This is a genomic window from Pseudomonas sp. NPDC096925 (assembly GCF_044762545.1).
GTDB lineage: Bacteria > Pseudomonadota > Gammaproteobacteria > Pseudomonadales > Pseudomonadaceae > Aquipseudomonas.
In genome coordinates, this window is sequence record NZ_JBIWEM010000002.1 from 243,130 (window position 1) to 266,262 (window position 23,133).

Genomic DNA, 23,133 nt, shown 5'->3' on the forward strand with positions numbered 1-23,133 from the left:
GGCCGGCACAGCCAGAAATCAGATCTGCTCCAGCAACCAGCTACGAAACGCCCGCAGCGACGGCAACGCCTCATTCCTCGGCGGGTAGATCAGGTAATAACTGCGCTGGCTGGCAAATGCCCCCCCAGGGCTGTACAGCTCACCCTTGGCCAGTTCCTCCTCCACCAGTATGCGCGGCACCAGGCCGATGCCAATCCCGGCTCGTACCGCCTGGATCAGGTGCGAGGTCAGTTCGAAGCTCGGCCCCAGGCGCATCGCCCGGTGCGCCAGGCCATGGTGCGAGAACCACTCGCCCCAGGCATGCGGGTTGTTGGCCACATTCAGCAGCACCTCTTCACTGATGCGTGCCGGGCTCCAGCCCTGGCTGTCCGCGCCAGCCTCCGGCGGTAATATCACCACCAGTTCCTCGGCATGCAGCCGATGACAGACCAGCCCCGGCAGGTCGTGGCTGGCCACGCCGATGGCGGCGTCGATTTCGCTGGTGTCGAAGTTGATGGCTTCGATACGTGAATGAATGTGCACCAGCATGCCCGGGTGGGCGCTGTAGAACGCATGCAGCCGTGGTAGCAGCCATTTCGAGCCGAAGGTGGGCAGGGTGGCCAGGCGCAAGGTGCCCACCCCCGACTGGTAGGCCAGTGCCTGCAAGGTGGCGCTGCGGATGCGCCCGAGTGCCTCGCTGAGCTCGCGCTGGTACAGGCGACCTACATCGGTCAGCTGCACCTGGCGCCCTTCGCGGCGGAACAGGGTCAGGCCCAGCTGCTGCTCCAGTGCCTGCACCTGGCGGCTGACCGCGCTCTGGGTCAGCGACAGCTCGGCGGCGGCGCGGGTGTAGCTTTCATGCCGGGCGGCGGCCTCGAAAGCCAGCAGCAGCGACATGGATGGGGTCAGGTGGCGGTAATTCATTCATGAAAGTCATCGATAGCGGCAGGATTATCCGTTTGCCCCTGAAGCGAAACTACAGGAACATTGGCTTATACGTCATCCCTGCATGTCATTATCCATGCCGGAACGACAGGAATCCCGTGATTAGCCAATATCAAGAGGCCATCCTTCGATGATCGCCCAGCTGCCTACCATTGCCCCGAGCGCCAATTACCCCGAATTCCTCGAAGCCCTGCGCAACAGCGGCTTCCGTGGCCAGATCAGTGCCGACTACGGCACCCGCACGGTGCTGGCCACCGACAACTCGATCTACCAGCGCTTGCCGCAGGCGGCGGTGTTCCCGCTGGACGCCGACGATGTGGCGCGGGTCGCCACGCTGATGGCCGAGGCGCGCTTCCAGCAGGTCAAGCTGACCCCGCGCGGCGGTGGCACCGGCACCAACGGCCAGTCGCTGACCGACGGTATCGTCGTCGACCTGTCGCGGCACATGAACAAGATCCTCGAAATCAACGTCGAGGAACGCTGGGTACGGGTACAGGCCGGTACGGTCAAGGACCAGCTCAACGCCGCGCTCAAGCCGCACGGGCTGTTCTTCGCCCCCGAGCTGTCCACTTCCAACCGCGCCACTGTCGGCGGCATGATCAACACCGATGCCAGCGGTCAGGGCAGCTGCACCTATGGCAAGACCCGTGACCACGTACTGGAACTGCACAGCGTGCTGCTCGGTGGCGAGCGCCTGCACAGCCTGCCGATCGACGATGCCGCGCTGGAACAGGCCTGTGCCGCGCCCGGCCGGGTCGGCGAGGTGTACCGCATGGCGCGCCAGATCCAGGAAACCCAGGCGGATCTCATCGAAACCACCTTCCCCAAGCTCAACCGTTGCCTGACCGGCTATGACCTGGCGCACCTGCGCGACGAGCAGGGCCGCTTCAACCTCAACAGCGTGCTGTGCGGTGCCGAGGGCTCGCTGGGCTATGTGGTCGAGGCCAAGCTCAATGTGCTGCCGATCCCCAAATATGCCGTGCTGGTCAACGTGCGCTACACCAGCTTCATGGATGCCCTGCGTGACGCCAATGCGCTGATGGCGCACAAGCCGCTGTCGATCGAGACCGTCGACTCCAAGGTGCTGATGCTGGCGATGAAGGACATCGTCTGGCACAGCGTCGCCGAGTACTTCCCGGCCGACCCCGAGCGCCCGACCCTGGGCATCAACCTGGTGGAGTTCTGCGGCGACGAGCCGGCCGAGGTCAATGCCAAGGTGCAGGCGTTCATCCAGCACCTGCAGAGCGACACCAGCGTCGAGCGCCTGGGCCACACCCTGGCCGAGGGTGCCGAAGCGGTAACCCGCGTCTATACCATGCGCAAGCGTTCGGTGGGCCTGCTGGGCAACGTCGAGGGTGAGGTACGCCCGCAACCGTTCGTGGAAGACACCGCGGTACCGCCAGAGCAACTGGCCGACTACATTGCCGACTTCCGTGCGCTGCTGGATGGCTACGGCCTGGCCTACGGCATGTTCGGCCACGTCGATGCCGGCGTGCTGCACGTACGCCCGGCGCTGGACATGAAGGACCCTGCCCAGGCCGCACTGGTCAAGCCGATTTCCGACGCCGTGGCGGCACTGACCAAAAGCTACGGAGGCTTGCTGTGGGGCGAGCACGGCAAGGGCCTGCGCTCGGAATACGTGCCGGAGTACTTCGGCGAGCTGTACCCGGCGCTGCAGCGCCTGAAGGGCGCTTTCGACCCGCACAACCAGCTCAACCCGGGCAAGATCTGCACCCCGTTGGGCAGTGCCGAGGGCCTGACCCCGGTCGATGGCGTGACCCTGCGCGGCGACCTCGACCGTACCATCGACGAGCGCGTGTGGCAGGACTTCGGCAGCGCCGTGCACTGTAACGGCAACGGCGCCTGCTACAACTACGACCCCAACGACGCCATGTGCCCGTCGTGGAAGGCCACCCGTGAACGCCAGCACTCGCCCAAGGGCCGCGCCTCGCTGATGCGCGAATGGCTGCGCCTGCAGGGCGAGGCGAACATCGACGTGCTGGCGGCAGCGCGCAACAAGGTGTCCTGGCTCAAGGGCCTGCCGGCGCGGCTGCGCAACAACCGCGCGCGCAGCCAGGGCCAGGAAGACTTCTCCCATGAGGTGTACGACGCCATGGCCGGCTGCCTGGCGTGCAAGTCGTGCGCCGGGCAGTGCCCGATCAAGGTCAACGTGCCGGACTTCCGCTCGCGCTTCCTCGAGCTGTACCACGGCCGCTACCAGCGCCCGTTGCGTGACTACCTGATCGGCTCGCTGGAGTTCACCATCCCGTACCTGGCCCATGCGCCCGGGCTGTACAACGCGGTGATGGGCTCGAAGTGGGTGAGCAAGCTGCTGGCCGACAAGGTCGGCATGGTCGACAGCCCGCTGATCAGCCGCTTCAACTTCCAGGCTACCCTGACCCGCTGCCGCGTCGGCGTGGCCAGCGTGCCGGCCCTGCGTGAACTGACCCCGGCCCAGCGCGAGCGCAGCATCGTGCTGGTGCAGGATGCCTTTACCCGTTACTTCGAGACGCCGCTGTTGTCGGCCTTCATCGACCTGGCGCACCGCCTGGGCCACCGGGTGTTCCTGGCGCCTTACAGCGCCAACGGCAAGCCGCTGCACGTGCAGGGCTTCCTCGGTGCGTTCGCCAAGGCGGCGATCCGCAACGCCACCCAGCTCAAGGCCCTGGCCGACTGCGGCGTGCCGCTGGTGGGCCTGGACCCGGCGATGACCCTGGTGTATCGCCAGGAGTACCAGAAAGTACCGGGCCTGGACGGTTGCCCGCAGGTGCTGTTGCCGCAGGAGTGGTTGATGGATGTGCTGCCGGAGCAGGCAGCGACCGCGCCGGGCAATTTCCGCCTGATGGCGCACTGCACCGAGAAGACCAACGTGCCGGCCAGCACCAGGCAGTGGGAGCAGGTGTTCGCTCGCCTGGGCCTGAAGCTGGTGACCGAGGCGACTGGCTGCTGCGGCATGTCCGGTACCTATGGGCACGAGGCGCGCAACCAGGACACCTCGCGGACCATCTTCGAGCAGTCGTGGGCGACCAAGCTGGACAAGGAAGGCGAGCCGCTGGCCACGGGCTACTCGTGCCGCAGCCAGGTCAAGCGCATGACCGAACGGCAGATGCGCCACCCGCTGGAAGTGGTGCTCCAGTACGCCCGGCGCTGACCTTCAGGCCCCCGGGGCTGCTTTGCAGCCCATCGCCGGCAAGCCAGCTCCCACAGGTGTCGCGTCAGCCTTGGTTCATGTGGTCCCTGTGGGAGCTGGCTTGCCGGCGACAGGGCCGGTGCAGGCACTACAAATTCAGGTTTCCTGCGCGCTGTTTCGTCCCCGGCGCGCCTGCCGATACAGATACAGGCTCAACACCAACCCGCAAGCCGCCGCCGCCGCGGCAAACAGAAACATCGAAGCAAAACCGAACCCCGCCGCCACCGCGCCCACCAGCGGCCCGGTCACCCCCAGCGACAAATCGATGAACAGCGAATACGCCCCCACCGCCGCCCCGCGGTTGGCCGCCGACACCTGATTCACCGCCTCCACCCCCAGTGCCGGGAACACCAGCGAGAAGCCGAACCCGCTCAGCGCGGCCCCCGCCAAGGCCATTTCGGCGTTGGGCGCCAGCCACAACATCAGCAGCCCAAGCGTTTCCACCGACAGGCAGGCGATCGCCACCCGGAACCCGCCAATCCGGTTGATCAGGTTGCCGAACAGCAGTCGCGCGCTGATGAAGCTGGCGCCGAACAGGCTCAGGGTCAGCGCTGCATTGGCCCAGCCGTGGCTGGCGTAGTACAAGGTGATGAAGGTGGCGATGGTGCCAAAGCCGATCGAGCCCAGGGCCAGCCCCGAGCCGTGCGGGAACACCTTGCCCAGCACCCGCAGGAACGGCAGGCGCACGCCACTGACGATCGGCGCGGCTTGCCTGGGCCACGCCAGCAGCAACCCGAGCGCACACAGCAGGATGATGCTCACGCCCATGCTCCACAGCCCCAGGCCCTTGACCATCAGCACGCCCAGCGGGGCGCCGATGGCCAGTGCGCCATAGCTGGCGATGCCGTTCCAGGAGATGACCTTGGCCGTGTTTTCAGCGCCCACCCGGCCAATGCCCCAGCCAATCGCACCGGAGCCCACCAGGCTTTCGGCACTGCCGAGCACCAGGCGGCCTAGCAGCAGGCAGGCCAGGCTCAGCCACGGCAGGTGGGTGAGGAAGGCGCAGGCCAGCATGAACACCCCGCTGAGCCCGCAGCCGGCCAGGCCATACATGACCGCCTTCTTGCTGCCGTGGTTGTCGATGATGCGGCTGGCGGTGGGGCGGCTGAGCAGGGTGGCGAGGTATTGCACGCTGATCACCAGGCCCGCGACCACGGCACTGAAGCCCAGATCGTTGTGCACATAGCCGGGCAATACGGCCAGCGGGATGCCGATGTTCAGGTAGCCGATGAAGGTGAAGAGGACGATGGAGACGACTTGCAGGGTGACCGCAAGGGGGCGCGGTGAGTGGGGCATGAGGGCCTACGTGGATTCTGGACGGTGTGAAAACGTGATGACGGGGGTGGCCCGCAGGTCAGCCGTTTTCACACAGTCGGGGGATGCGCGGTTATTCCTGGTCAGCGCTGGATTGATCGTCACCATCCTGCTCGACGGCAGTTGCCGGTTCGGCGTGAACGGTCACGGTTGGCTCTTCTGGGTTCAGGCTTGGGAAGGGAAGATTCGGGATTTCATGCATCTCGTCGTTCCTCGCAAGTGTGAGTGAAAAGTCTGCGCCAGGCGCGTTTGAAGCTTCGCAAAGCTGGGGCAGGATACACAAGTCTGGATGACAGTTTGGGTTTTTTACCGATCGTTTGTCGGTTTTGCGGGCGAACAGCGGACATTTTTCCTTCAAAAAACTGGGGCCGCTTCGCGCCCCTTCGCGGGCTTGCCCGCTCCCACAGTGATCGCGAAAATCAAGGATTACGCGGTCCCTGTGGGAGCGGGCAAGCCCGCGAAGGGGCGCGAAGCGGCCCCAATTCCCAAGCGGTTACTTGCGGCCTTCAGCCGTCTCCGCCACCTTGTCGGTGCGCGCGCACATGATGAAATCATTGCGGTGCAGGCCTTTGATCGAGTGGCTCCACCAGGTCACGGTGACCTTGCCCCACTCGGTCAGCAGGCCCGGGTGATGGCCTTCGGCCTCGGCGATCTCGCCCACGGCATTGGTGAACGCCAGGGCGTGCTTGAAGTTCTTGAACAGGAACACGCGCTCCAGCTCCATGTGGCCGTCACGTACTTCGATGTTCCAGTCCGGGATTTCGCGAATCAGCTCGGCCAGTTCTTCGTCGGTGACCTTTGGTGCGTCGGCGCGGCAGGCTTCGCAATGGGCTTGGTTCAAGGCATTCATGTGGTGTTTTCCGGTTCGAGTTGTTATCGGCAAGGTCGCTCAGGCAGCGACCTTGGGTGGAAACTTCGGTGCGTGCAGGCCCAGCTGCATGGCTTTGTGAACCATGCCCATGATGTCTTCGTGGGCCAGGTCGAACAGGCGCTTCATGTTCGGCAGTACGAAATACAGCGGCTGCAGGATATCGATGCGGTACGGTGTGCGCATGGCCTCGATCGGGTCGAAGGCCTGGTGCTCAGGCTCGCCAGACAGGCTGTAGACGGTCTCTTTTGGCGACGAAAGGATACCGCCACCATAGATCTTGCGGCCCTGCGCGGTTTCCATCAGGCCGAACTCGATGGTCATCCAGTACAGGCGCGCTAGGTATACGCGTTGTTCCTTGGTCGCGGCCAGGCCGAGCTTGCCATAGGTGTGGGTGAATTCGGCGAACCAGGGGTTGGTCAGCAGCGGGCAGTGGCCGAAAATCTCGTGGAAGATGTCGGGCTCTTGCAGGTAGTCCAGTTCTTCCGGGGTGCGGATGAAGGTGGCCACCGGGAAGCGCTTGCTGGCCAGCAGTTCGAAGAAGGTCTGGAAGGGGATCAGTGCCGGTACCCGGGCAACCTGCCAGCCGGTGGTGGCGCCCAGCACTTTGTTGATCTCGCCCAGTTGCGGAATGCGGTCATGGGGCAGCTTGAGCTGGTCGATGCCGTCCAGGTATTCCTGGCAAGCGCGGCCTTCGATCACTTTCAGCTGACGGGTGATCAGGGTGTTCCATACCGCATGCTCTTGCTGCGGGTAATCGATAAAACCATGCGCATCGGGCTCGCGTGCCACGTATTGCGTCTGTTTCATGTGGCTCTCCTGGTGAGGGCTTTTCTTGTTATGTGCAGGACATGCCTAAGGAATATCCCTTCGCTGGCCGCTTTGCACGGGGGTGGGCCACTGGCGGGGTCGGCTACTGGGGGTGATTTCGTAACGATAATTTTACAAAAAGGCGCAGGTGTCGGAAAATCCGAGGCATCTGGCTGATGCTTCGGCTGTTTTTGTCAGCTTATCTTTACGACTTTTCCGCGCGATGTTGAAAAACATTGGCGCTTCGAGAGCCCTCATGCGTATCAAAGTGCATTGCCAGAACCGCATTGGCATCCTGCGCGACATCCTCAACCTGCTGGTGGAATACGGCATCAACGTGCTGCGCGGCGAGGTGGGTGGTGACCATGGCAACGCCATCTACCTGCATTGCCCGAACCTGATCAATTTGCAGTTCCAGGCGCTGCGGCCGAAGTTCGAGGCCATCGCCGGAGTGTTCGGCGTCAAGCGTGTGGGGCTGATGCCCAGCGAGCGTCGGCACATGGAGCTGAATGCGCTGCTGGGGGCGCTGGACTTCCCGGTGCTGTCGATCGACATGGGTGGCAGCATCGTCGCCGCCAACCGTGCCGCTGCGCAGCTGCTGGGGGTGCGGGTGGACGAGGTGCCAGGCATGCCGCTGGCGCGTTATGTGGAGGACTTCGACCTGCCGGAGCTGGTGCGGGCCAACAAGTCGCGCATCAACGGCCTGCGCATCAAGGTCAAGGGTGATGTGTTCCTGGCCGATATCGCGCCGCTGCAGTCCGAGCACGACGACAGCGAGGCACTGGCCGGTGCAGTGTTGACCCTGCACCGCGCCGACCGTATCGGTGAGCGCATCTACAACGTGCGCAAGCAGGAGCTGCGCGGTTTCGACAGTATCTTCCAGAGTTCGCGGGTGATGGCGGCGGTGGTGCGTGAGGCGCGGCGCATGGCGCCGCTGGATGCGCCATTGCTGATCGAGGGTGAGACCGGCACCGGCAAGGAGTTGCTGGCGCGTGCCTGCCACTTGGCCAGCCCGCGCGGCCAGTCGCCGCTGATGGCACTCAATTGCGCCGGGTTGCCCGAGTCGATGGCCGAGACCGAGTTGTTCGGTTACGGCCCCGGGGCCTTCGAAGGGGCGCGGGCCGAGGGCAAGCTGGGGCTGCTGGAGCTGACCGCCGGTGGCACGCTGTTCCTTGACGGGGTAGGGGAGATGAGCCCGCGCCTGCAGGTAAAGCTGCTGCGTTTTCTGCAGGATGGCTGCTTCCGCCGCGTAGGCAGCGATGAAGAGGTGTACCTGGATGTGCGGGTGATCTGCGCGACCCAGGTGGATTTGTCCGAGTTGTGTGCCCGTGGCGAGTTTCGTCAGGACCTGTATCACCGGCTCAATGTGTTGTCGCTGCACATTCCGCCATTGCGCGAATGCATGGATGGCCTGGAAGGGCTGGTGCAGCACTTTCTCGATCAGGCCAGCCGGCAGATCGGCTGCGCCATGCCGCGCCTGGCGCCGGCAGCGATGGACAAACTTAGCCAGTACCATTGGCCGGGTAATGTCAGGCAGTTGGAAAACGTGTTGTTCCAGGCAGTTTCGTTATGCGAAGGCGGTGTGGTTAAAAGTGAACATATACGTTTGCCGGATTATGGTGTGCGTCAACCGCTGGGTGAGTTTTCGCTGGACGGGGATCTTTCGCAGATTGTCGGGCGCTTTGAAAAAGCGGTGCTGGAAAGTTTGATGGGGGAATTCCCGAGTAGTCGGGCTTTAGGGAAAAGACTGGGTGTTTCACATACCACGATTGCCAACAAGTTGAGAGATTATTCGTTGGGCAAGTCAGCGGATTAAGTAGTCGTTAATTAATAACCTGTTAATCAGTCGGTGGCTGCTTCGCGGGTAAACCCGCTCCCACAGGTATAGCGCTGGACTCAAGGCAGGCGCTGTTCCTGTGGGAGCGGGTTTACCCGCGAATGGGGCCCGCAGGGCCCCCAATTCACAAGGTGTCAGCCGTTGGAGCAGCCGTTCCCCATCACGCGGTATTCGAGAATGTGCTTCTGGCCCTTGGAGTCCTCGTAGGTCATGCGCGCTGGCACGACTTCGCACACATTGGGCACTTCGCTCATGGAAATGACACGGGCAATGTCCAGGTGCTGCGAGTAACTGTATTGTTCAACCGGAATCTGCTCGGCATCTTTGGCTTCGCCGGCCATCGCCGCGCCGCAAAGACTGCCAAGTACCAATACCAGTAAAGCTTTCATTTTCTATTTACCTGTCTAAGGTCGTGAGGGGGCACGCGGCGCTTATGGCGCCGCGAGTATTGCTGGTTTTAACTATCGGGTTTGGATGGGGATTAACGTTGCCTTCGTGGGGGCTGTTACCAGTTGTTAATCGCCTTGCCGTTGCTGGCGAGGTGAATTTTATGGCTGGGGCCCAGGCTGAAACAGTGGCTCTTTTGATAAAGTGTTTTGACAGAATCTGTAACAATCCTCGGGCAAACGGCCCCATTTTTCCTCGTCAGGGCTGGAAGGCGCATTCCAGAGCGCTTTGTCAGAACGGGCGTACCAAATTACTACCAACGTCGAATGGTTTTTGTCGCTCTGGTACAGTTACAAACGGTTCCATACAAAAACAACTATTACACCGAGGTAACACAGATGAGTGCGGCTCCACTGTATCCCGTTCGTCCCGAGGTTGCGGCCACCACCCTGACCGACGAGGCCACCTACAAGGCCATGTACCAGAAATCGGTGATCAACCCGGACGGCTTCTGGCGCGAGCAGGCCCAGCGCATCGACTGGATCAAGCCGTTCACCAAGGTCAAGCAGACCTCCTTCGATGACCATCACGTCGATATCAAATGGTTCGCCGATGGCACTCTGAACGTGTCCTCCAACTGCCTGGACCGCCACCTCGAACAGCGCGGCGACCAGCTGGCCATCATCTGGGAAGGCGACGACCCTTCCGAGCACCGCAACATCACCTACCGCGAACTGCACGAGCAGGTCTGCAAGTTCGCCAACGCCCTGCGTGGCCAGGATGTGCACCGGGGTGACGTGGTCACCATCTATATGCCGATGATCCCCGAGGCCGTGGTCGCCATGCTGGCCTGTGCCCGTATCGGCGCGATCCATTCGGTGGTGTTCGGCGGCTTCTCGCCCGAGGCACTGGCCGGCCGTATCATCGACTGCAAGTCCAAGGTCGTGATCACCGCCGACGAAGGCGTGCGCGGCGGCCGACGTACCCCGCTAAAGGCCAACGTCGACCTGGCGCTGACCAACCCTGAAACCAACAGCGTGCAGAAAATCATAGTGTGCAAGCGCACCGGTGGCGACATTGCCTGGCACCAGCACCGTGACATCTGGTACGAAGACCTGATGAAAGTGGCCTCCAGCCACTGCGCGCCGAAAGAGATGGGTGCCGAGGAAGCGCTGTTCATCCTTTATACCTCCGGTTCCACCGGCAAGCCGAAGGGCGTGCTGCATACTACCGGTGGCTATCTGGTATATGCCGCGCTGACCCATGAGCGCGTGTTCGACTATCGCCCGGGCGAGGTGTACTGGTGCACCGCCGACGTGGGCTGGGTCACTGGCCACAGCTACATCGTCTACGGCCCGCTTGCCAATGGCGCCACCACCCTGCTGTTCGAGGGCGTGCCGAACTACCCGGACATCACCCGTGTGTCGAAGATCATCGACAAGCACAAGGTCAACATCCTGTACACCGCGCCAACCGCCATCCGCGCGATGATGGCCGAGGGCGAGGCTGCGGTTGCCGGTGCCGATGGCTCCAGCCTGCGTCTGCTTGGCTCGGTGGGTGAGCCGATCAACCCTGAAGCCTGGAACTGGTACTACAAGGCTGTGGGCAAGGAGCGTTGCCCGATCGTCGACACCTGGTGGCAGACCGAGACGGGCGGCATCCTGATCAGCCCGCTGCCGGGCGCTACCGGCCTCAAGCCGGGCTCGGCAACCCGTCCGTTCTTCGGCGTGGTGCCAGCGTTGGTGGACAACCTGGGCAACCTGATCGAAGGTGCCGCCGAGGGCAACCTGGTAATCCTCGATTCCTGGCCGGGGCAGTCGCGCTCGCTGTACGGCGACCACGACCGTTTCGTCGACACCTACTTCAAGACCTTCCGTGGCATGTACTTCACCGGCGACGGTGCGCGCCGCGACGAGGATGGCTACTACTGGATCACCGGCCGCGTGGATGACGTGCTGAACGTGTCCGGTCACCGCATGGGTACTGCCGAGATCGAAAGCGCCATGGTGGCGCATGCGAAAGTGGCCGAGGCAGCGGTGGTGGGTGTGCCGCACGACATCAAGGGGCAGGGTATCTATGTGTATGTCACCCTCAATGCCGGTGTCGAGGCCAGCGAGCAGTTGCGCCTGGAGCTGAAGAACTGGGTGCGCAAGGAAATCGGCCCGATCGCCTCGCCGGATGTGATCCAGTGGGCGCCGGGGCTGCCGAAGACTCGTTCGGGCAAGATCATGCGCCGCATCCTGCGCAAGATTGCCACGGGTGAGTACGGTGCCCTGGGCGACATCTCGACGCTGGCCGACCCGGGTGTGGTGCAGCACCTGATCGATACCCACAAGGCCATGAGCCTGGCTTCGGCCTGATAGCGAAGCAGGGCGCACGCTGAAGGCTTTGTGCGCTCCCACAGGGTAAGGCGTGTGCTGTACCTGTGAGATCAGCCAATAAGAACCCCGTCCGGGCAACCGGCGGGGTTTTTTGCTTTACTGTTACCCGACATTCATCGGTAACTGTTCTGTCACCGGCCCCGCACCCTATCGGGGCGCCAGGAAACAATTGCGGCCCGTTTCGGTGCGTTCCCGCAGCCATTTTTTGCAACACAGCACGCTGCACTTGCCGTACTACAAGGCTTTGCCAATAATAGGCCCGGGAATTGCTAGGTCTATAGGTTCTATTTCTTGCGCTTTTGCATATTTTGCAATGGCTGTCAACATTGCCCGCTGCGGTTTCAAGCGCTTCTGTAAGTAGTTGTCGCTTTGAAGAAATATCGACTACCGGGCTGTCGTTAAAATGCCACTCACTCGCTCGTGGTCTGCGGCCTTGGTCGAACCCTGCGCGGCTCGCGTTGTACCCATTCGCATATCGGGCAGCCGTTACCTGCCTTGTATTGCCCCGTACCGATGGAGTTACCTGATGAAGAAGCTCGCACTGCTTGGCGCCCTGGCGCTGTCCGTGTTTTCCCTGGTGTCGCAGGCCGATGAAAAGCCGCTGAAAATCGGCATCGAAGCCGCTTACCCACCCTTCGCCTTCAAGCAGCCAGACGGCAGCATCGCCGGTTTTGACTACGACATCGGCAACGCCCTGTGCGAAGAGATGAAAGCCAAGTGCACCTGGGTCGAGCAGGAGTTCGACGGCCTGATCCCGGCGCTGAAAGTGCGCAAGATCGACGCCATCCTGTCGTCCATGTCGATCACCGAAGACCGCAAGAAATCGGTCGACTTCACCAAGCGCTACTACCTGACCCCGGCGCGCCTGGTGATGAAGGAAGGCACCGCTGTCAGCGATAGCCTGGATGAACTCAAAGGCAAGAAGATTGGTGTGCAGCGCGGCTCGATCCATGACCGCTTCGCCAAGGAAGTGCTGGGCGCCAAAGGTGCGACCGTGGTTCCTTACGGCACCCAGAACGAAATCTACCTGGACGTTGCGGCTGGCCGCCTCGATGGCACCGTGGCTGACGCCACCCTGCTGGAAGACGGTTTCCTCAAGACCGACGCCGGCAAGGGCTTCGCCTTCGTAGGCCCGTCCTTCACCGACGCCAAGTACTTCGGTGACGGCATCGGCATTGCCGTGCGCAAGGGTGACAAGGCCAACGTCGACCGCATCAACGCGGCCATCGACGCCATCCGTGCCAACGGCAAGTACAAAGAAATCGAGAAAAAGTACTTCAACTTCGATATCTACGGTCCAGACTCGAACTAAGACGTCGGGTTTCACCTGTGCAATGGTGCAAACAGCAGAGGCTCTGAGGTTTGCACCATTTTTCATTCTCTAGGTCGAGGACCTCATCATGTTGAAAGGCTACGGGGCAGTCATCCTCGACGGGGCGTGGCTGACGCTTCAGCTCGCCCTGTCGTCGATGGCCCTGGCCATCGTGCTCGGCCTGATCGGTGTGGCGCTGCGCTTGTCGCCGGTGCGCTGGCTGGCCTGGCTGGGCGATCTGTATTCCACGGTGATTCGTGGCATTCCGGACCTGGTCCTGATCCTGCTGATCTTCTACGGCGGTCAGGACATCATCAACCGGGTGGCGCCGCTGCTCGGCTATGAAGACTACATCGACCTGAACCCGCTGATCGCGGGTATCGGTACCCTGGGCTTCATTTTTGGCGCCTACCTGTCGGAAACCTTCCGCGGTGCGTTCCTCGGTATTCCGAAAGGCCAGGCCGAAGCGGGCGTGGCGTACGGCATGAGCAACCGCCAGGTGTTCTTCCGCATCCAGGTGCCGCAAATGATTCGCCTGGCGATCCCGGGCTTCACCAACAACTGGCTGGTGCTGACCAAGGCCACCGCGCTGATCTCGGTGGTGGGCCTGCAGGACATGATGTTCAAGGCCAAGCAGGCGGCTGACGCCACCCGCGAGCCTTTCACCTTCTTCCTGGCGGTGGCGGCCCTGTACCTGGTGCTGACCAGCATCTCGCTGCTGGCCCTGAAGTATCTCGAGCGCCGCTACTCGGTGGGCGTCAAGGTGGCTGAACTATGATCTTCGACTACAACGTCGTCTGGGAGGCATTGCCGATGTACTTCGGCGGCCTGCTGACCACCCTCAAGCTGCTGGCGATTTCGCTGTTCTTCGGCCTGCTGGCGGCCATTCCGCTGGGCCTGATGCGGGTGTCCAGGCAGCCAGCGGTCAATTTCGTGGCGTGGCTGTACACCTACGTGATCCGCGGCACGCCAATGCTGGTGCAGCTGTTCCTGATCTACTACGGTCTGGCGCAGTTCGAGGCGGTGCGCGAAAGCTTCCTCTGGCCGCTGCTGTCCAGCGCTACCTTCTGCGCCTGCCTGGCATTCGGCATCAACACCAGCGCCTACACCGCCGAAATCATCGCCGGCAGCCTCAAGGCCACGCCCCATGGCGAAATCGAGGCGGCCAAGGCCATGGGCATGTCGCGCATGAAGATGTACCGGCGCATCCTGCTGCCGTCGGCCCTGCGCCGGGCGCTGCCGCAGTACAGCAACGAAGTGATCATGATGCTGCAGACCACCAGCCTGGCGTCGATCGTCACCCTGATCGACATCACTGGCGCTGCGCGCACGGTCAATGCCCAGTACTACCTGCCTTTCGAGGCCTACATCACGGCGGGCGTGTTCTACCTGTGCCTGACCTTCATCCTGGTGCGCCTGTTCAAGATGGCCGAACGCCGCTGGCTCGGCTACCTGGCGCCGCGCAAGCACTGACCGCTTTGTGAGAATCGACAGCATGTACAAACTCGAAGTCCAAGACCTGCACAAGCGCTACGGCAGCCATGAAGTGCTCAAGGGCGTGTCCCTGTCGGCCAAGGCAGGCGATGTCATCAGCATTATCGGCTCCAGCGGTTCGGGCAAGTCGACCTTCCTGCGCTGCATCAACCTGCTGGAGCAGCCGCACGCCGGCAAGATCCTGCTCAACAATGAAGAGTTGAAGCTGGTGCCGGGCAAGGACGGCGCGCTCAAGGCTGCCGACCCGCGTCAGCTGCAGCGCATGCGCTCGCGCCTGTCGATGGTTTTCCAGCACTTCAACCTGTGGTCGCACATGACTGCGCTGGAAAACATCATCGAAGCGCCGGTCCATGTGCTGGGCGTGAACCGCAAGGAGGCCCTGGAAAAGGCCGAGCACTACCTGGCCAAGGTTGGTGTCGCGCACCGCAAGGACGCCTTCCCTGGGCACATGTCCGGCGGTGAGCAGCAACGGGTGGCCATTGCCCGGGCGCTGGCCATGGAGCCGGAGGTCATGCTGTTCGACGAGCCGACCTCGGCGCTGGACCCGGAGCTGGTGGGCGATGTGCTCAAGGTGATGCAGGCGCTGGCCCAGGAAGGCCGCACCATGGTGGTGGTGACCCACGAAATGGGCTTTGCCCGCGAGGTGTCCAACCAGCTGGTGTTCCTGCACAAGGGCCTGGTGGAAGAAACCGGTTGCCCGCGCGAAGTGCTGGCCAACCCGCAGTCGGAGCGCCTGAAGCAGTTCCTCTCCGGCAGCCTGAAGTAAAAACTGCATTTTTGCACCAGAATAGGGCATGCTGCGCGGCGAGCGCAGCCTGACCCGGCGCACAGACTCGAACGACCTCAGGTTTCGGACCGCACCCTATGACCACCCAGCGAATCGGTTTTCTCATCTGGCCCAGCACCAGGCCCCTGACCCTGGCGCTGGCCGAGGAAGTGTTGCTGGTGGCGCAGCGGGTGCATCCGGAGGTGGCCTATGAACTGGTCTTCTTGCAGGCGGAGCCGGCGCAGGAGGGCAGCTGGCGTCTGCCGGGCGAGGCGTGGAATGGCCGCCTGGATGGGTGTCACAAGCTGTTTCTGGTGGCCGACGAGCCGCCATCGGCGGTGGGGGCGGCGTTGTCGGCGGCGCTCAAGCAGCTGGCGCGCAGTGGCTGCATGATCGGCGGCCTGTCGGCCGGGGTTTATCCCCTGGCGATGCTGGGCATGCTTGACGGTTACCGCGCTGCGGTGCACTGGCGCTGGCAGGATGATTTTGCCGAGCGCTTCCCCAAGGTCATCGCCACCAGCCACCTGTTCGACTGGGACCGCGATCGCCTGACTGCCTGTGGCGGCATGGCCGTGACCGACCTGCTGCTGGCGGTGCTGGCCCGTGACCATGGGGCGGAGCTGGCCGGGGCGGTGTCGGAGGAGCTGGTGGTCGAGCGCATCCGCGAGGGTGGCGAGCGCCAGCGCATTCCGCTGCAGAACCGCCTGGGTTCGAGCCATCCCAAGCTGACCCAGGCGGTGCTGCTGATGGAGGCCAACATCGAAGAACCGCTGACCACCGACGAAATTGCCCAGCACGTGTGCGTTTCGCGCCGGCAGCTGGAGCGCATCTTCAAGCAGTACCTGAACCGCGTGCCGAGCCAGTATTACCTGGAGCTGCGGCTGAACAAGGCGCGCCAGATGCTGATGCAGACCAGCAAGTCGATCATCCAGATCGGGCTGTCCTGCGGCTTCTCGTCGGGGCCGCATTTTTCCAGTGCCTACCGCAACTTCTTTGGCGCAACGCCGCGCGAAGACCGTAACCAGCGGCGCAGCAGCAGCCCGTTCGAACTGAGCTCGGCGCCTGCCGAAAAAGGCTGATATTTCCTTATCCTGTGCCGGCCCTTTCGCGGCTGAAGCCGCTCCCACAGGGGGGCGCACAAGCTTCAAATCCTGCGCAGGTCGTGTGGGAGCGGGTTCACCCGCGAAGGGGCCAGTGCAGGCAGCACCATTTCTCTCGGGGCTGTGCGGTGTTTGAAACCTGTGCGGTCCATGTGGGAGCGGGCGTGCCCGCGAATGGGCCAACACAGGCAACCACGCTTCTACATGTGAACACCCGTTCACCCAGCCCCCTCTCTCCCGTACACTGCGCGATTGCGACAGTGTTTGTCGCATTGCCGAAAGCCTTGTCAAAACTGGGTTTTGCGCTGTAACAAGTTGTCGCTTGGCCGCAAGGACAGGCGCGGATCAGTCCTTACAATCCCCCCATCGCTCGCCACTTCCAGGCCAGCGTTCCTCTTCAGGAGACTCAGATGTCCGTTGAGCAAGCCCCGGTGCAACGTGCCGATTTCGACCAGGTCATGGTCCCCAACTATTCTCCGGCGGCCTTCATTCCTGTGCGAGGCGAGGGTTCCCGTGTTTGGGACCAGTCAGGTCGCGAGCTGATCGACTTTGCCGGTGGCATCGCGGTCAACGCCCTGGGCCACTGCCACCCGGCACTGGTCAAGGCCCTGACCGAGCAGGCCAACACCCTCTGGCACGTATCCAACGTGTTCACCAACGAGCCGGCCCTGCGCCTGGCCCACAAGCTGGTGGACGCTACCTTTGCCGACCGTGCGTTCTTCTGCAACTCCGGCGCCGAGTCCAACGAGGCCGCCTTCAAGCTGGCCCGTCGCGTTGCCCATGACCGCTTCGGCCCGGAAAAGCACGAAATCATCGCCACCCTGAACAGCTTCCACGGCCGTACCCTGTTCACCGTCAGCGTCGGTGGCCAGCCGAAGTACTCCGACGGCTTCGGCCCGAAGATCACCGGCATCAGCCATGTGCCGTACAACGACCTGGAAGCGCTGAAGGCACAGATTTCCGACAAGACCTGCGCCGTGGTGATCGAGCCGATCCAGGGCGAGAGCGGCGTGGTGCCGGCCGACAAGGCCTACCTGGAAGGCGCGCGCAAACTGTGTGACGAACACAACGCCCTGCTGATCTTCGACGAAGTGCAGACCGGCGTGGGCCGTACCGGTTCGCTGTATGCCTACCAGCACTACGGCGTGACCCCGGACATCCTGACCAGCGCCAAGAGCCTGGGCGGCGGTTTCCCGATCGGCGCCATGCTGACCACCACCGAGCTGGCCAAGCACCTGGCTGTCGGCACCCACGGTACCACCTACGGCGGCAACCCGCTGGGCTGCGCCGTTGCCTGCGCGGTGCTGGACGTGGTCAACACTCCGGAAACCCTGGGCGGCATCAAGACCAAGCATGAGCGCTTCAAGGCCCGTCTGGAGCAGATCGGCCAGAAGTACAACCTGTTCAGCCAGGTGCGTGGCGTTGGCCTGCTGCTGGGCTGCGTGCTGACCGAGGCCTGGAAAGGCAAGGCCAAGGACGTGCTCAACGCTGCCGAGAAAGAAGGCGTGATGGTGCTGCAGGCCGGCCCGGACGTGGTCCGCTTCGCGCCAAGCCTGGTGGTTGAAGACGCCGACATCGATGAAGGCCTGGACCGCTTCGAGCGCGCCGTGGCTACCCTGACCCAGGGCTGATCCGCCTGCTGTCCCCTCACCGGCCACGGCGCAGGCTCAGCCCGTGCCTGGGCCGGTGATACCCGATTCCAGTGCAGGTGCCAATGCACCTGCCGTTTTTCCGTGCCGCCGTGAGCGGCCCGTATTCCAAAGGAGTGACACCATGCTGGTGATGCGCCCCGCGCAAATGGCTGATCTGAACGAAGTGCAGCGCATGGCTGCAGACAGCCCCATTGGTGTCACCTCGTTGCCGGACGACGCTGCTCGCCTGGGCGACAAGATCGCCGCTTCCGAGACTTCCTTCGCCGCCGAGGTCAGCTTCAACGGTGAAGAAAGCTACTTCTTCGTGCTCGAAGACAGCGAAACCGGCAAGCTGGCCGGCTGCTCGGCCATCGTCGCTTCGGCCGGCTATTCCGAGCCGTTCTACAGCTTTCGTAACGAGACCTTCGTGCATGCCTCGCGCGAGCTGAAGATCCACAACAAGATCCACGTGCTGTCGCTGTGTCACGACCTGACCGGCAACAGCCTGCTGACCAGCTTCTATGTGCTGCCGGAACTGGTGAACAGTGCCTGGGCCGAGCTCAATTCGCGTGGCCGCCTGCTGTTCATGGCCGCGCACCCGGAGCGTTTCGCCGACTCGGTGGTGACCGAGATCGTCGGCTACAGCGACGAACAGGGTGAATCGCCGTTCTGGGATGCCATCGGCCGCAACTTCTTCGACCTCAACTACGCCGACGCCGAGCGCCTGTGCGGCCTGAAGAGCCGCACCTTCCTCGCCGAGCTGATGCCGCACTACCCGATCTACGTACCGCTGCTGCCGGACCTGGCGCAAGAGGCCATGGGCCAGGTGCACCCGCGTGCGCAGATTACCTTCGACATCCTCATGCGCGAAGGCTTCGAGACCGAGCACTACATCGACATCTTCGACGGTGGCCCGACCCTGCATGCGCGTACCTCGGGTATCCGCTCGATCGCCCAGAGCCGGGTGGTGCCGGTGAAGATCGAGGACGCGCCGGTCAAGGGCGGGCGCCCATACCTGGTGTGCAACGGCCAGTTGCAGGACTACCGCGCAGTGTTGCTGGACCTGGACTGGGTGCCTGGCAAGCCGGTCAGCCTGAACCTGGCTGCCGCCGAGGCGCTGGGGGTGGGCGAGGGTGCCAGCGTGCGCCTGGTCGCGGTCTGAGGTCTGGCAACAGACGTTTGCGGATTGATGCGTTAGCAGAGTTTCGCGCCGGCTGCCGCCGTCGCACAAGGAGATAGCATGATCGTTCGTCCTGTACGCAGCAGCGATTTGCCTGCGTTGATCGAATTGGCACGCAGCACCGGGACCACCGGGCTGACCACGCTGCCGGCCAACGAAGAGCGCCTGGGGCATCGCGTTGGCTGGGCGGAAAAAAGCTTCCGTGGCGAAGCCGAGCGCGCCGACACCGACTACCTGTTCGTGCTGGAAAACGACGAAGGCCTGGTGGTTGGCATCAGTGCCATCGCCGGTGCCGTCGGCCTGCGCGAGCCCTGGTACAACTACCGGGTCGGCCTGACCGTCAGCGCCTCGCAGGAGCTGAAGATCTACCGCGAAATCCCCACCCTGTTCCTGGCCAACGACCTGACTGGCAATTCCGAACTGTGCTCGCTGTTCCTGCGCAGCGACTACCGCTCCGGCCTCAATGGCCGCCTGTTGTCGCGGGCGCGCATGCTGTTCATGGCCGAGTTCCCCGAGCTGTTCGGCAAGAAGATCATTGCCGAAATGCGCGGCATGTCCGACGAGCAGGGCCGCTCGCCGTTCTGGGAAAGCCTGGGCCGGCACTTCTTCAAGATGGAGTTCAGCCAGGCCGACTACCTCACCGGCGTGGGCAACAAGTCGTTCATTGCCGAGCTGATGCCGAAGTTCCCGCTGTATACCTGCTTCCTGTCCGAGGCAGCGCGCAACGTGATCGGCCGTGTGCACAAAGACACCGAACCGGCGCTGGCGATGCTCAAGCAGGAAGGCTTCAACTACCAAGGCTACGTCGACATTTTCGATGCCGGCCCTGCCATCGAGTGCGACACCGACAAGATCCGCGCCGTACGCGAAAGCCAGACCCTGGTGCTGGCCGTGGGCACACCGGGCGATGACGCCACTCCTTACATCATTCACAACCGCAAGCGCGACGACTGCCGCATCACGGCTGCACCTGCGCGGTTGGCCGCCGGTACCCTGGTGGTCGACCCCTTGACGGCCAAGCGCCTGCGCATGGGTGCCGGCGACAACGTGCGCGCGGTGCCGCTGTCGGCAAGCCGGGAGGCCAAATAAATGACCACGCATTACATCGCAGGCAACTGGCAGGCCGGCCAGGGCGAAACCCTGCAGTCGCTCAACCCGGTGACGCAAGCTGTCGTATGGGAGGGGCAGGGCGCCGACGCCAGCCAGGTGGAGGCTGCCGTGCAGGCTGCGCGCCATGCCTTCCCGGCCTGGGCGCAGCTGAGCCTGGACGCGCGCATCGATGTGCTGGAGAAGTTCGCCTCGCAACTGAAGGCGCATGCCGAAGCGATGGCCCAGTGCATTGGCGAGGAAACCGGCAAGCCCCTGTGGGAGTCGGCGACCGAAGTCACCAGCATGATCAACAAGGTGGCGATCTCGGTGCAGAGCTATCGCGAGCGCACCGGCGAAAAGAGCGGCCCGCTGGCCGATGCCACGGCCGTGCTGCGGCACAAGCCCCACGGTGTGGTGGCGGTGTTCGGCCCGTACAACTTCCCTGGCCACCTGCCCAACGGCCATATCGTGCCGGCGCTGCTGGCGGGCAACTGCGTGGTGTTCAAGCCCAGTGAGCTGACGCCCAAGGTCGCCGAACTGACCGTCAATTGCTGGATTGCCGCCGGGCTGCCGGCGGGTGTGCTCAACCTGGTGCAGGGCGCGCGTGAAACCGGTGTGGCGCTGGCCGCCAACCCGGGTATCGATGGCCTGTTCTTCACCGGCTCCAGCCGCACCGGCAACCTGCTGCACCAGCAGTTCGCCGGCCGCCCGGACAAGATCCTGGCCCTGGAAATGGGTGGCAACAACCCGCTGGTGGTGGATGAGGTCAAGGACCTCGATGCGGCGGTGTACACCATTATCCAGTCGGCGTTCATTTCCGCCGGCCAGCGCTGCACCTGCGCCCGTCGTCTGCTGGTACCGCAAGGCGCCTGGGGCGATGCGCTGATCGCGCGGCTGGTCGAGGTGAGCAGATCCATCTCGGTCGGCGCGTTCGACCAGCAGCCGGCGCCGTTCATGGGCTCGGTGATTTCGCTGCAGGCGGCGCGGGCGCTGATTGCGGCCCAGGCCGAACTGGTCGCCAAGGGGGGCGTGAAACTGCTGGAAATGACCCAGCCGCAGGCCGACGCAGCACTGCTGACCCCAGGCATCGTCGATGTCACCGCTGTGGCCGAGCGCCCGGACGAAGAGTTCTTCGGCCCGCTGTTGCAGGTGATCCGCTACGCCGACTTCGATGCTGCCATCGATGAGGCCAACAACACCCAGTACGGCCTGGCCGCCGGCTTGCTGTCCGATTCCCGTGCCCGTTACCAGTACTTCTGGCTGCGCAGTCGCGCAGGCATCGTCAACTGGAACAAGCAACTGACCGGTGCCGCCAGCAGTGCGCCGTTCGGCGGCGTGGGTGCCAGTGGCAACCATCGCGCCAGCGCCTATTACGCGGCGGACTACTGCGCGTACCCCGTGGCTTCGCTGGAGACCGCCAGCCTTGCCTTGCCGGCAACCCTGACGCCGGGCGTCACCCTATAACAACAGGTCACGGAGCCTAGCCGATGAAATCCTACGAAGTGAATTTTGATGGCCTGGTGGGGCCTACCCACAACTATGGCGGCCTGTCCTACGGCAACGTGGCTTCGCAGAGCAACAGCCAACAGGCTTCCAACCCGCGCGAAGCTGCGCGCCAGGGCCTGGCGAAGATGAAAGCGCTGGCCGACATGGGCTTCAAGCAGGGCGTGCTGGCGCCGCAGGAGCGCCCGGACGTGGCCGCACTGCGCCGCCTGGGCTTCAGCGGCAGCGATGCCGAAGTGATCCAGCGCGCCGCCAGGGAGGCCATGCCATTGCTGGTGGCCAGCTGCTCGGCCTCGAGCATGTGGGTGGCCAACGCCGCCACGGTCAGCCCCAGTGCCGACACCGCCGACGGCCGCGTGCACTTCACTGCTGCCAACCTCAACTGCAAGTACCACCGCAGCATCGAGCACCCGACCACCAGCCGCGTGCTGGGTGCCATGTTCAGCAACGACAAACACTTTGCCCACCACGCAGCGCTGCCTGCCGTGGCGCAGTTCGGTGACGAGGGCGCAGCCAACCACACGCGCTTCTGCCGTGCGTACGGCGAGGCCGGCGTGGAGTTCTTCGTCTACGGCCGCAGTGCCTTCGACAGCCGCTTCCCGGCACCGCAGAAGTACCCGGCCCGGCAAACCCTGGAAGCCTCCCAGGCCGTGGCTCGGCTGCATGGCCTGAGCGATGACGGCGTGGTCTACGCTCAACAGAACCCGGCCGTGATCGACCAGGGCGTATTCCACAACGATGTGATTTCGGTGGGCAACGGCGAGGTGCTGTTCTACCACGAGGACGCGTTCCTCGAGACCGACGCGGTACTTGGCCAGCTGCGGGCTAAACTGGCCAGCAAGGGTGGCAACTTCCAGGCCATCTGCGTGCCGCGGGCAGCGGTGACGGTGGAGGACGCGGTGCGTTCCTACCTGTTCAACAGCCAGCTGCTCAGCCGCGACGACGGCTCCATGCTGCTGGTGGTGCCGGAAGAGTGCCGCAACAACGAGCGGGTCTGGGCCTACCTCGGCCAGCTGACCGCCCAGGGCGGCGCGGTGAAGGAGGTCAAGGTGTTCGACCTCAAGCAGAGCATGCAGAACGGCGGTGGGCCGGCTTGCCTGCGTTTGCGCGTGGCGTTGAAGGAAACGGAACTGGCAGCGGTCAACCAAGGCGTTATCATGACCGCCTCGCTGTACGACACCCTGGTGCAGTGGGTCGACAAGCACTACCGCGATCGCCTTGGCGAAGCGGACCTGGCCGACCCGCAGCTACTGGTGGAATGCCGTACGGCACTGGACGAATTGACCCAGATCCTGAAGTTGGGCTCGGTGTATCCGTTCCAACGCCAACCTTGAAGAGAGACTTTGC

19 protein-coding genes are annotated in these 23,133 nt (G+C 63.5%); 13 read left to right on the forward strand and 6 right to left on the reverse strand.

The window, feature by feature from the left end; all coding sequences use genetic code 11:
- Nucleotides 1-18: 18 nt before the first annotated feature.
- The gene (locus ACIQYU_RS07070) at nt 19-903 is read right to left on the reverse strand and encodes a LysR substrate-binding domain-containing protein (protein ID WP_207829551.1); all 885 of its coding nucleotides are present in this window, start codon (nt 901-903) and stop codon (nt 19-21) included.
- 151 nt (nt 904-1,054) lie between these two features.
- Between ACIQYU_RS07070 and ACIQYU_RS07075 the strand changes: the two genes are divergently transcribed.
- On the forward strand, nt 1,055-4,075 hold the full coding sequence (locus ACIQYU_RS07075) for an FAD-binding and (Fe-S)-binding domain-containing protein (RefSeq protein ID WP_233693733.1): 3,021 nt from the start codon (nt 1,055-1,057) through the stop codon (nt 4,073-4,075).
- 135 nt (nt 4,076-4,210) lie between these two features.
- On the opposite strand, the gene ACIQYU_RS07080 is transcribed toward ACIQYU_RS07075, so the two are convergent.
- From ACIQYU_RS07080 to phhA, 4 genes are all read right to left on the reverse strand, one after another.
- On the reverse strand, nt 4,211-5,410 hold the full coding sequence (locus ACIQYU_RS07080) for an MFS transporter (RefSeq protein WP_402798706.1): 1,200 nt from the start codon (nt 5,408-5,410) through the stop codon (nt 4,211-4,213).
- Nucleotides 5,411-5,501: 91 nt separating this feature from the next.
- Nucleotides 5,502-5,630 (reverse strand): hypothetical protein, encoded by a 129-nt coding sequence (locus ACIQYU_RS07085; protein ID WP_256202935.1) that lies wholly within the window; start codon nt 5,628-5,630, stop codon nt 5,502-5,504.
- A gap of 291 nt (nt 5,631-5,921) precedes the next feature.
- The gene (locus tag ACIQYU_RS07090) at nt 5,922-6,278 is read right to left on the reverse strand and encodes a 4a-hydroxytetrahydrobiopterin dehydratase (protein ID WP_003254532.1); all 357 of its coding nucleotides are present in this window, start codon (nt 6,276-6,278) and stop codon (nt 5,922-5,924) included.
- A gap of 39 nt (nt 6,279-6,317) precedes the next feature.
- Nucleotides 6,318-7,106, reverse strand: a complete 789-nt coding sequence (gene phhA / locus ACIQYU_RS07095; protein WP_003260109.1) for a phenylalanine 4-monooxygenase — start codon at nt 7,104-7,106, stop codon at nt 6,318-6,320.
- A 256-nt stretch (nt 7,107-7,362) separates the two neighbouring features.
- Here phhA and ACIQYU_RS07100 point away from each other — a divergent pair, with 256 nt between their 5' ends.
- A complete protein-coding gene (locus ACIQYU_RS07100; protein WP_233687559.1) occupies nt 7,363-8,922 on the forward strand; it encodes a sigma-54-dependent transcriptional regulator in 1,560 nt (519 codons plus the stop codon).
- A 155-nt stretch (nt 8,923-9,077) separates the two neighbouring features.
- On the opposite strand, the gene ACIQYU_RS07105 is transcribed toward ACIQYU_RS07100, so the two are convergent.
- The gene (locus tag ACIQYU_RS07105; protein ID WP_003260110.1) at nt 9,078-9,332 is read right to left on the reverse strand and encodes a DUF2790 domain-containing protein; all 255 of its coding nucleotides are present in this window, start codon (nt 9,330-9,332) and stop codon (nt 9,078-9,080) included.
- A 396-nt stretch (nt 9,333-9,728) separates the two neighbouring features.
- Between ACIQYU_RS07105 and acs the strand changes: the two genes are divergently transcribed.
- The 11 genes from acs (at nt 9,729) to astB (ending at nt 23,120) form a co-directional block, all read left to right on the forward strand.
- Nucleotides 9,729-11,690: an acetate--CoA ligase gene (gene acs / locus ACIQYU_RS07110; protein ID WP_207829557.1), complete on the forward strand. Its 1,962-nt coding sequence runs from the start codon at nt 9,729-9,731 to the stop codon at nt 11,688-11,690.
- 547 nt (nt 11,691-12,237) lie between these two features.
- A complete protein-coding gene (locus ACIQYU_RS07115; protein ID WP_075045965.1) occupies nt 12,238-13,023 on the forward strand; it encodes an ABC transporter substrate-binding protein in 786 nt (261 codons plus the stop codon).
- A gap of 88 nt (nt 13,024-13,111) precedes the next feature.
- On the forward strand, nt 13,112-13,801 hold the full coding sequence (locus ACIQYU_RS07120; protein WP_003260113.1) for an ABC transporter permease: 690 nt from the start codon (nt 13,112-13,114) through the stop codon (nt 13,799-13,801).
- Complete coding sequence (locus ACIQYU_RS07125; protein ID WP_063912889.1) at nt 13,798-14,496, forward strand: ABC transporter permease; 699 nt, start codon at nt 13,798-13,800, stop codon at nt 14,494-14,496. The genes ACIQYU_RS07120 and ACIQYU_RS07125 overlap by 4 nt, the downstream gene beginning before the upstream one ends.
- 22 nt (nt 14,497-14,518) lie before the next feature.
- Nucleotides 14,519-15,283, forward strand: coding sequence for an ABC transporter ATP-binding protein (locus ACIQYU_RS07130; RefSeq protein ID WP_025340127.1), 765 nt, complete (start codon nt 14,519-14,521; stop codon nt 15,281-15,283).
- Nucleotides 15,284-15,381: 98 nt separating this feature from the next.
- Complete coding sequence (gene argR / locus ACIQYU_RS07135) at nt 15,382-16,362, forward strand: transcriptional regulator ArgR (RefSeq protein ID WP_207829567.1); 981 nt, start codon at nt 15,382-15,384, stop codon at nt 16,360-16,362.
- Between the two features lie 431 nt (nt 16,363-16,793).
- A complete protein-coding gene (locus tag ACIQYU_RS07140; RefSeq protein ID WP_241105896.1) occupies nt 16,794-18,014 on the forward strand; it encodes an aspartate aminotransferase family protein in 1,221 nt (406 codons plus the stop codon).
- A gap of 142 nt (nt 18,015-18,156) precedes the next feature.
- Nucleotides 18,157-19,176 carry an arginine/ornithine succinyltransferase subunit alpha gene (aruF, locus tag ACIQYU_RS07145; protein ID WP_063912886.1) on the forward strand — a complete coding sequence of 340 codons (1,020 nt, stop codon included), beginning with the start codon at nt 18,157-18,159 and terminating at the stop codon, nt 19,174-19,176.
- Nucleotides 19,177-19,254: 78 nt separating this feature from the next.
- On the forward strand, nt 19,255-20,283 hold the full coding sequence (astA, locus tag ACIQYU_RS07150) for an arginine N-succinyltransferase (protein WP_063912885.1): 1,029 nt from the start codon (nt 19,255-19,257) through the stop codon (nt 20,281-20,283).
- The gene (gene astD / locus ACIQYU_RS07155) at nt 20,284-21,747 is read left to right on the forward strand and encodes a succinylglutamate-semialdehyde dehydrogenase (protein WP_333957480.1); all 1,464 of its coding nucleotides are present in this window, start codon (nt 20,284-20,286) and stop codon (nt 21,745-21,747) included.
- Nucleotides 21,748-21,770: 23 nt separating this feature from the next.
- A complete protein-coding gene (gene astB, locus ACIQYU_RS07160; protein ID WP_063912883.1) occupies nt 21,771-23,120 on the forward strand; it encodes an N-succinylarginine dihydrolase in 1,350 nt (449 codons plus the stop codon).
- Nucleotides 23,121-23,133: the final 13 nt, after the last annotated feature.

What these genes read in the sequence shown, in the direction of transcription:
- ACIQYU_RS07070 (WP_207829551.1), bottom strand. Translation starts at nt 903, where the DNA reads ATGAATTACCGCCACCTGACCCCATCCATGTCGCTGCTGCTGGCTTTC.
- ACIQYU_RS07075 (WP_233693733.1), top strand. Translation starts at nt 1,055, where the DNA reads ATGATCGCCCAGCTGCCTACCATTGCCCCGAGCGCCAATTACCCCGAA.
- ACIQYU_RS07080 (WP_402798706.1), bottom strand. Translation starts at nt 5,410, where the DNA reads ATGCCCCACTCACCGCGCCCCCTTGCGGTCACCCTGCAAGTCGTCTCC.
- ACIQYU_RS07085 (WP_256202935.1), bottom strand. Translation starts at nt 5,630, where the DNA reads ATGCATGAAATCCCGAATCTTCCCTTCCCAAGCCTGAACCCAGAAGAG.
- ACIQYU_RS07090 (WP_003254532.1), bottom strand. Translation starts at nt 6,278, where the DNA reads ATGAATGCCTTGAACCAAGCCCATTGCGAAGCCTGCCGCGCCGACGCA.
- phhA (WP_003260109.1), bottom strand. Translation starts at nt 7,106, where the DNA reads ATGAAACAGACGCAATACGTGGCACGCGAGCCCGATGCGCATGGTTTT.
- ACIQYU_RS07100 (WP_233687559.1), top strand. Translation starts at nt 7,363, where the DNA reads ATGCGTATCAAAGTGCATTGCCAGAACCGCATTGGCATCCTGCGCGAC.
- ACIQYU_RS07105 (WP_003260110.1), bottom strand. Translation starts at nt 9,332, where the DNA reads ATGAAAGCTTTACTGGTATTGGTACTTGGCAGTCTTTGCGGCGCGGCG.
- acs (WP_207829557.1), top strand. Translation starts at nt 9,729, where the DNA reads ATGAGTGCGGCTCCACTGTATCCCGTTCGTCCCGAGGTTGCGGCCACC.
- ACIQYU_RS07115 (WP_075045965.1), top strand. Translation starts at nt 12,238, where the DNA reads ATGAAGAAGCTCGCACTGCTTGGCGCCCTGGCGCTGTCCGTGTTTTCC.
- ACIQYU_RS07120 (WP_003260113.1), top strand. Translation starts at nt 13,112, where the DNA reads ATGTTGAAAGGCTACGGGGCAGTCATCCTCGACGGGGCGTGGCTGACG.
- ACIQYU_RS07125 (WP_063912889.1), top strand. Translation starts at nt 13,798, where the DNA reads ATGATCTTCGACTACAACGTCGTCTGGGAGGCATTGCCGATGTACTTC.
- ACIQYU_RS07130 (WP_025340127.1), top strand. Translation starts at nt 14,519, where the DNA reads ATGTACAAACTCGAAGTCCAAGACCTGCACAAGCGCTACGGCAGCCAT.
- argR (WP_207829567.1), top strand. Translation starts at nt 15,382, where the DNA reads ATGACCACCCAGCGAATCGGTTTTCTCATCTGGCCCAGCACCAGGCCC.
- ACIQYU_RS07140 (WP_241105896.1), top strand. Translation starts at nt 16,794, where the DNA reads ATGTCCGTTGAGCAAGCCCCGGTGCAACGTGCCGATTTCGACCAGGTC.
- aruF (WP_063912886.1), top strand. Translation starts at nt 18,157, where the DNA reads ATGCTGGTGATGCGCCCCGCGCAAATGGCTGATCTGAACGAAGTGCAG.
- astA (WP_063912885.1), top strand. Translation starts at nt 19,255, where the DNA reads ATGATCGTTCGTCCTGTACGCAGCAGCGATTTGCCTGCGTTGATCGAA.
- astD (WP_333957480.1), top strand. Translation starts at nt 20,284, where the DNA reads ATGACCACGCATTACATCGCAGGCAACTGGCAGGCCGGCCAGGGCGAA.
- astB (WP_063912883.1), top strand. Translation starts at nt 21,771, where the DNA reads ATGAAATCCTACGAAGTGAATTTTGATGGCCTGGTGGGGCCTACCCAC.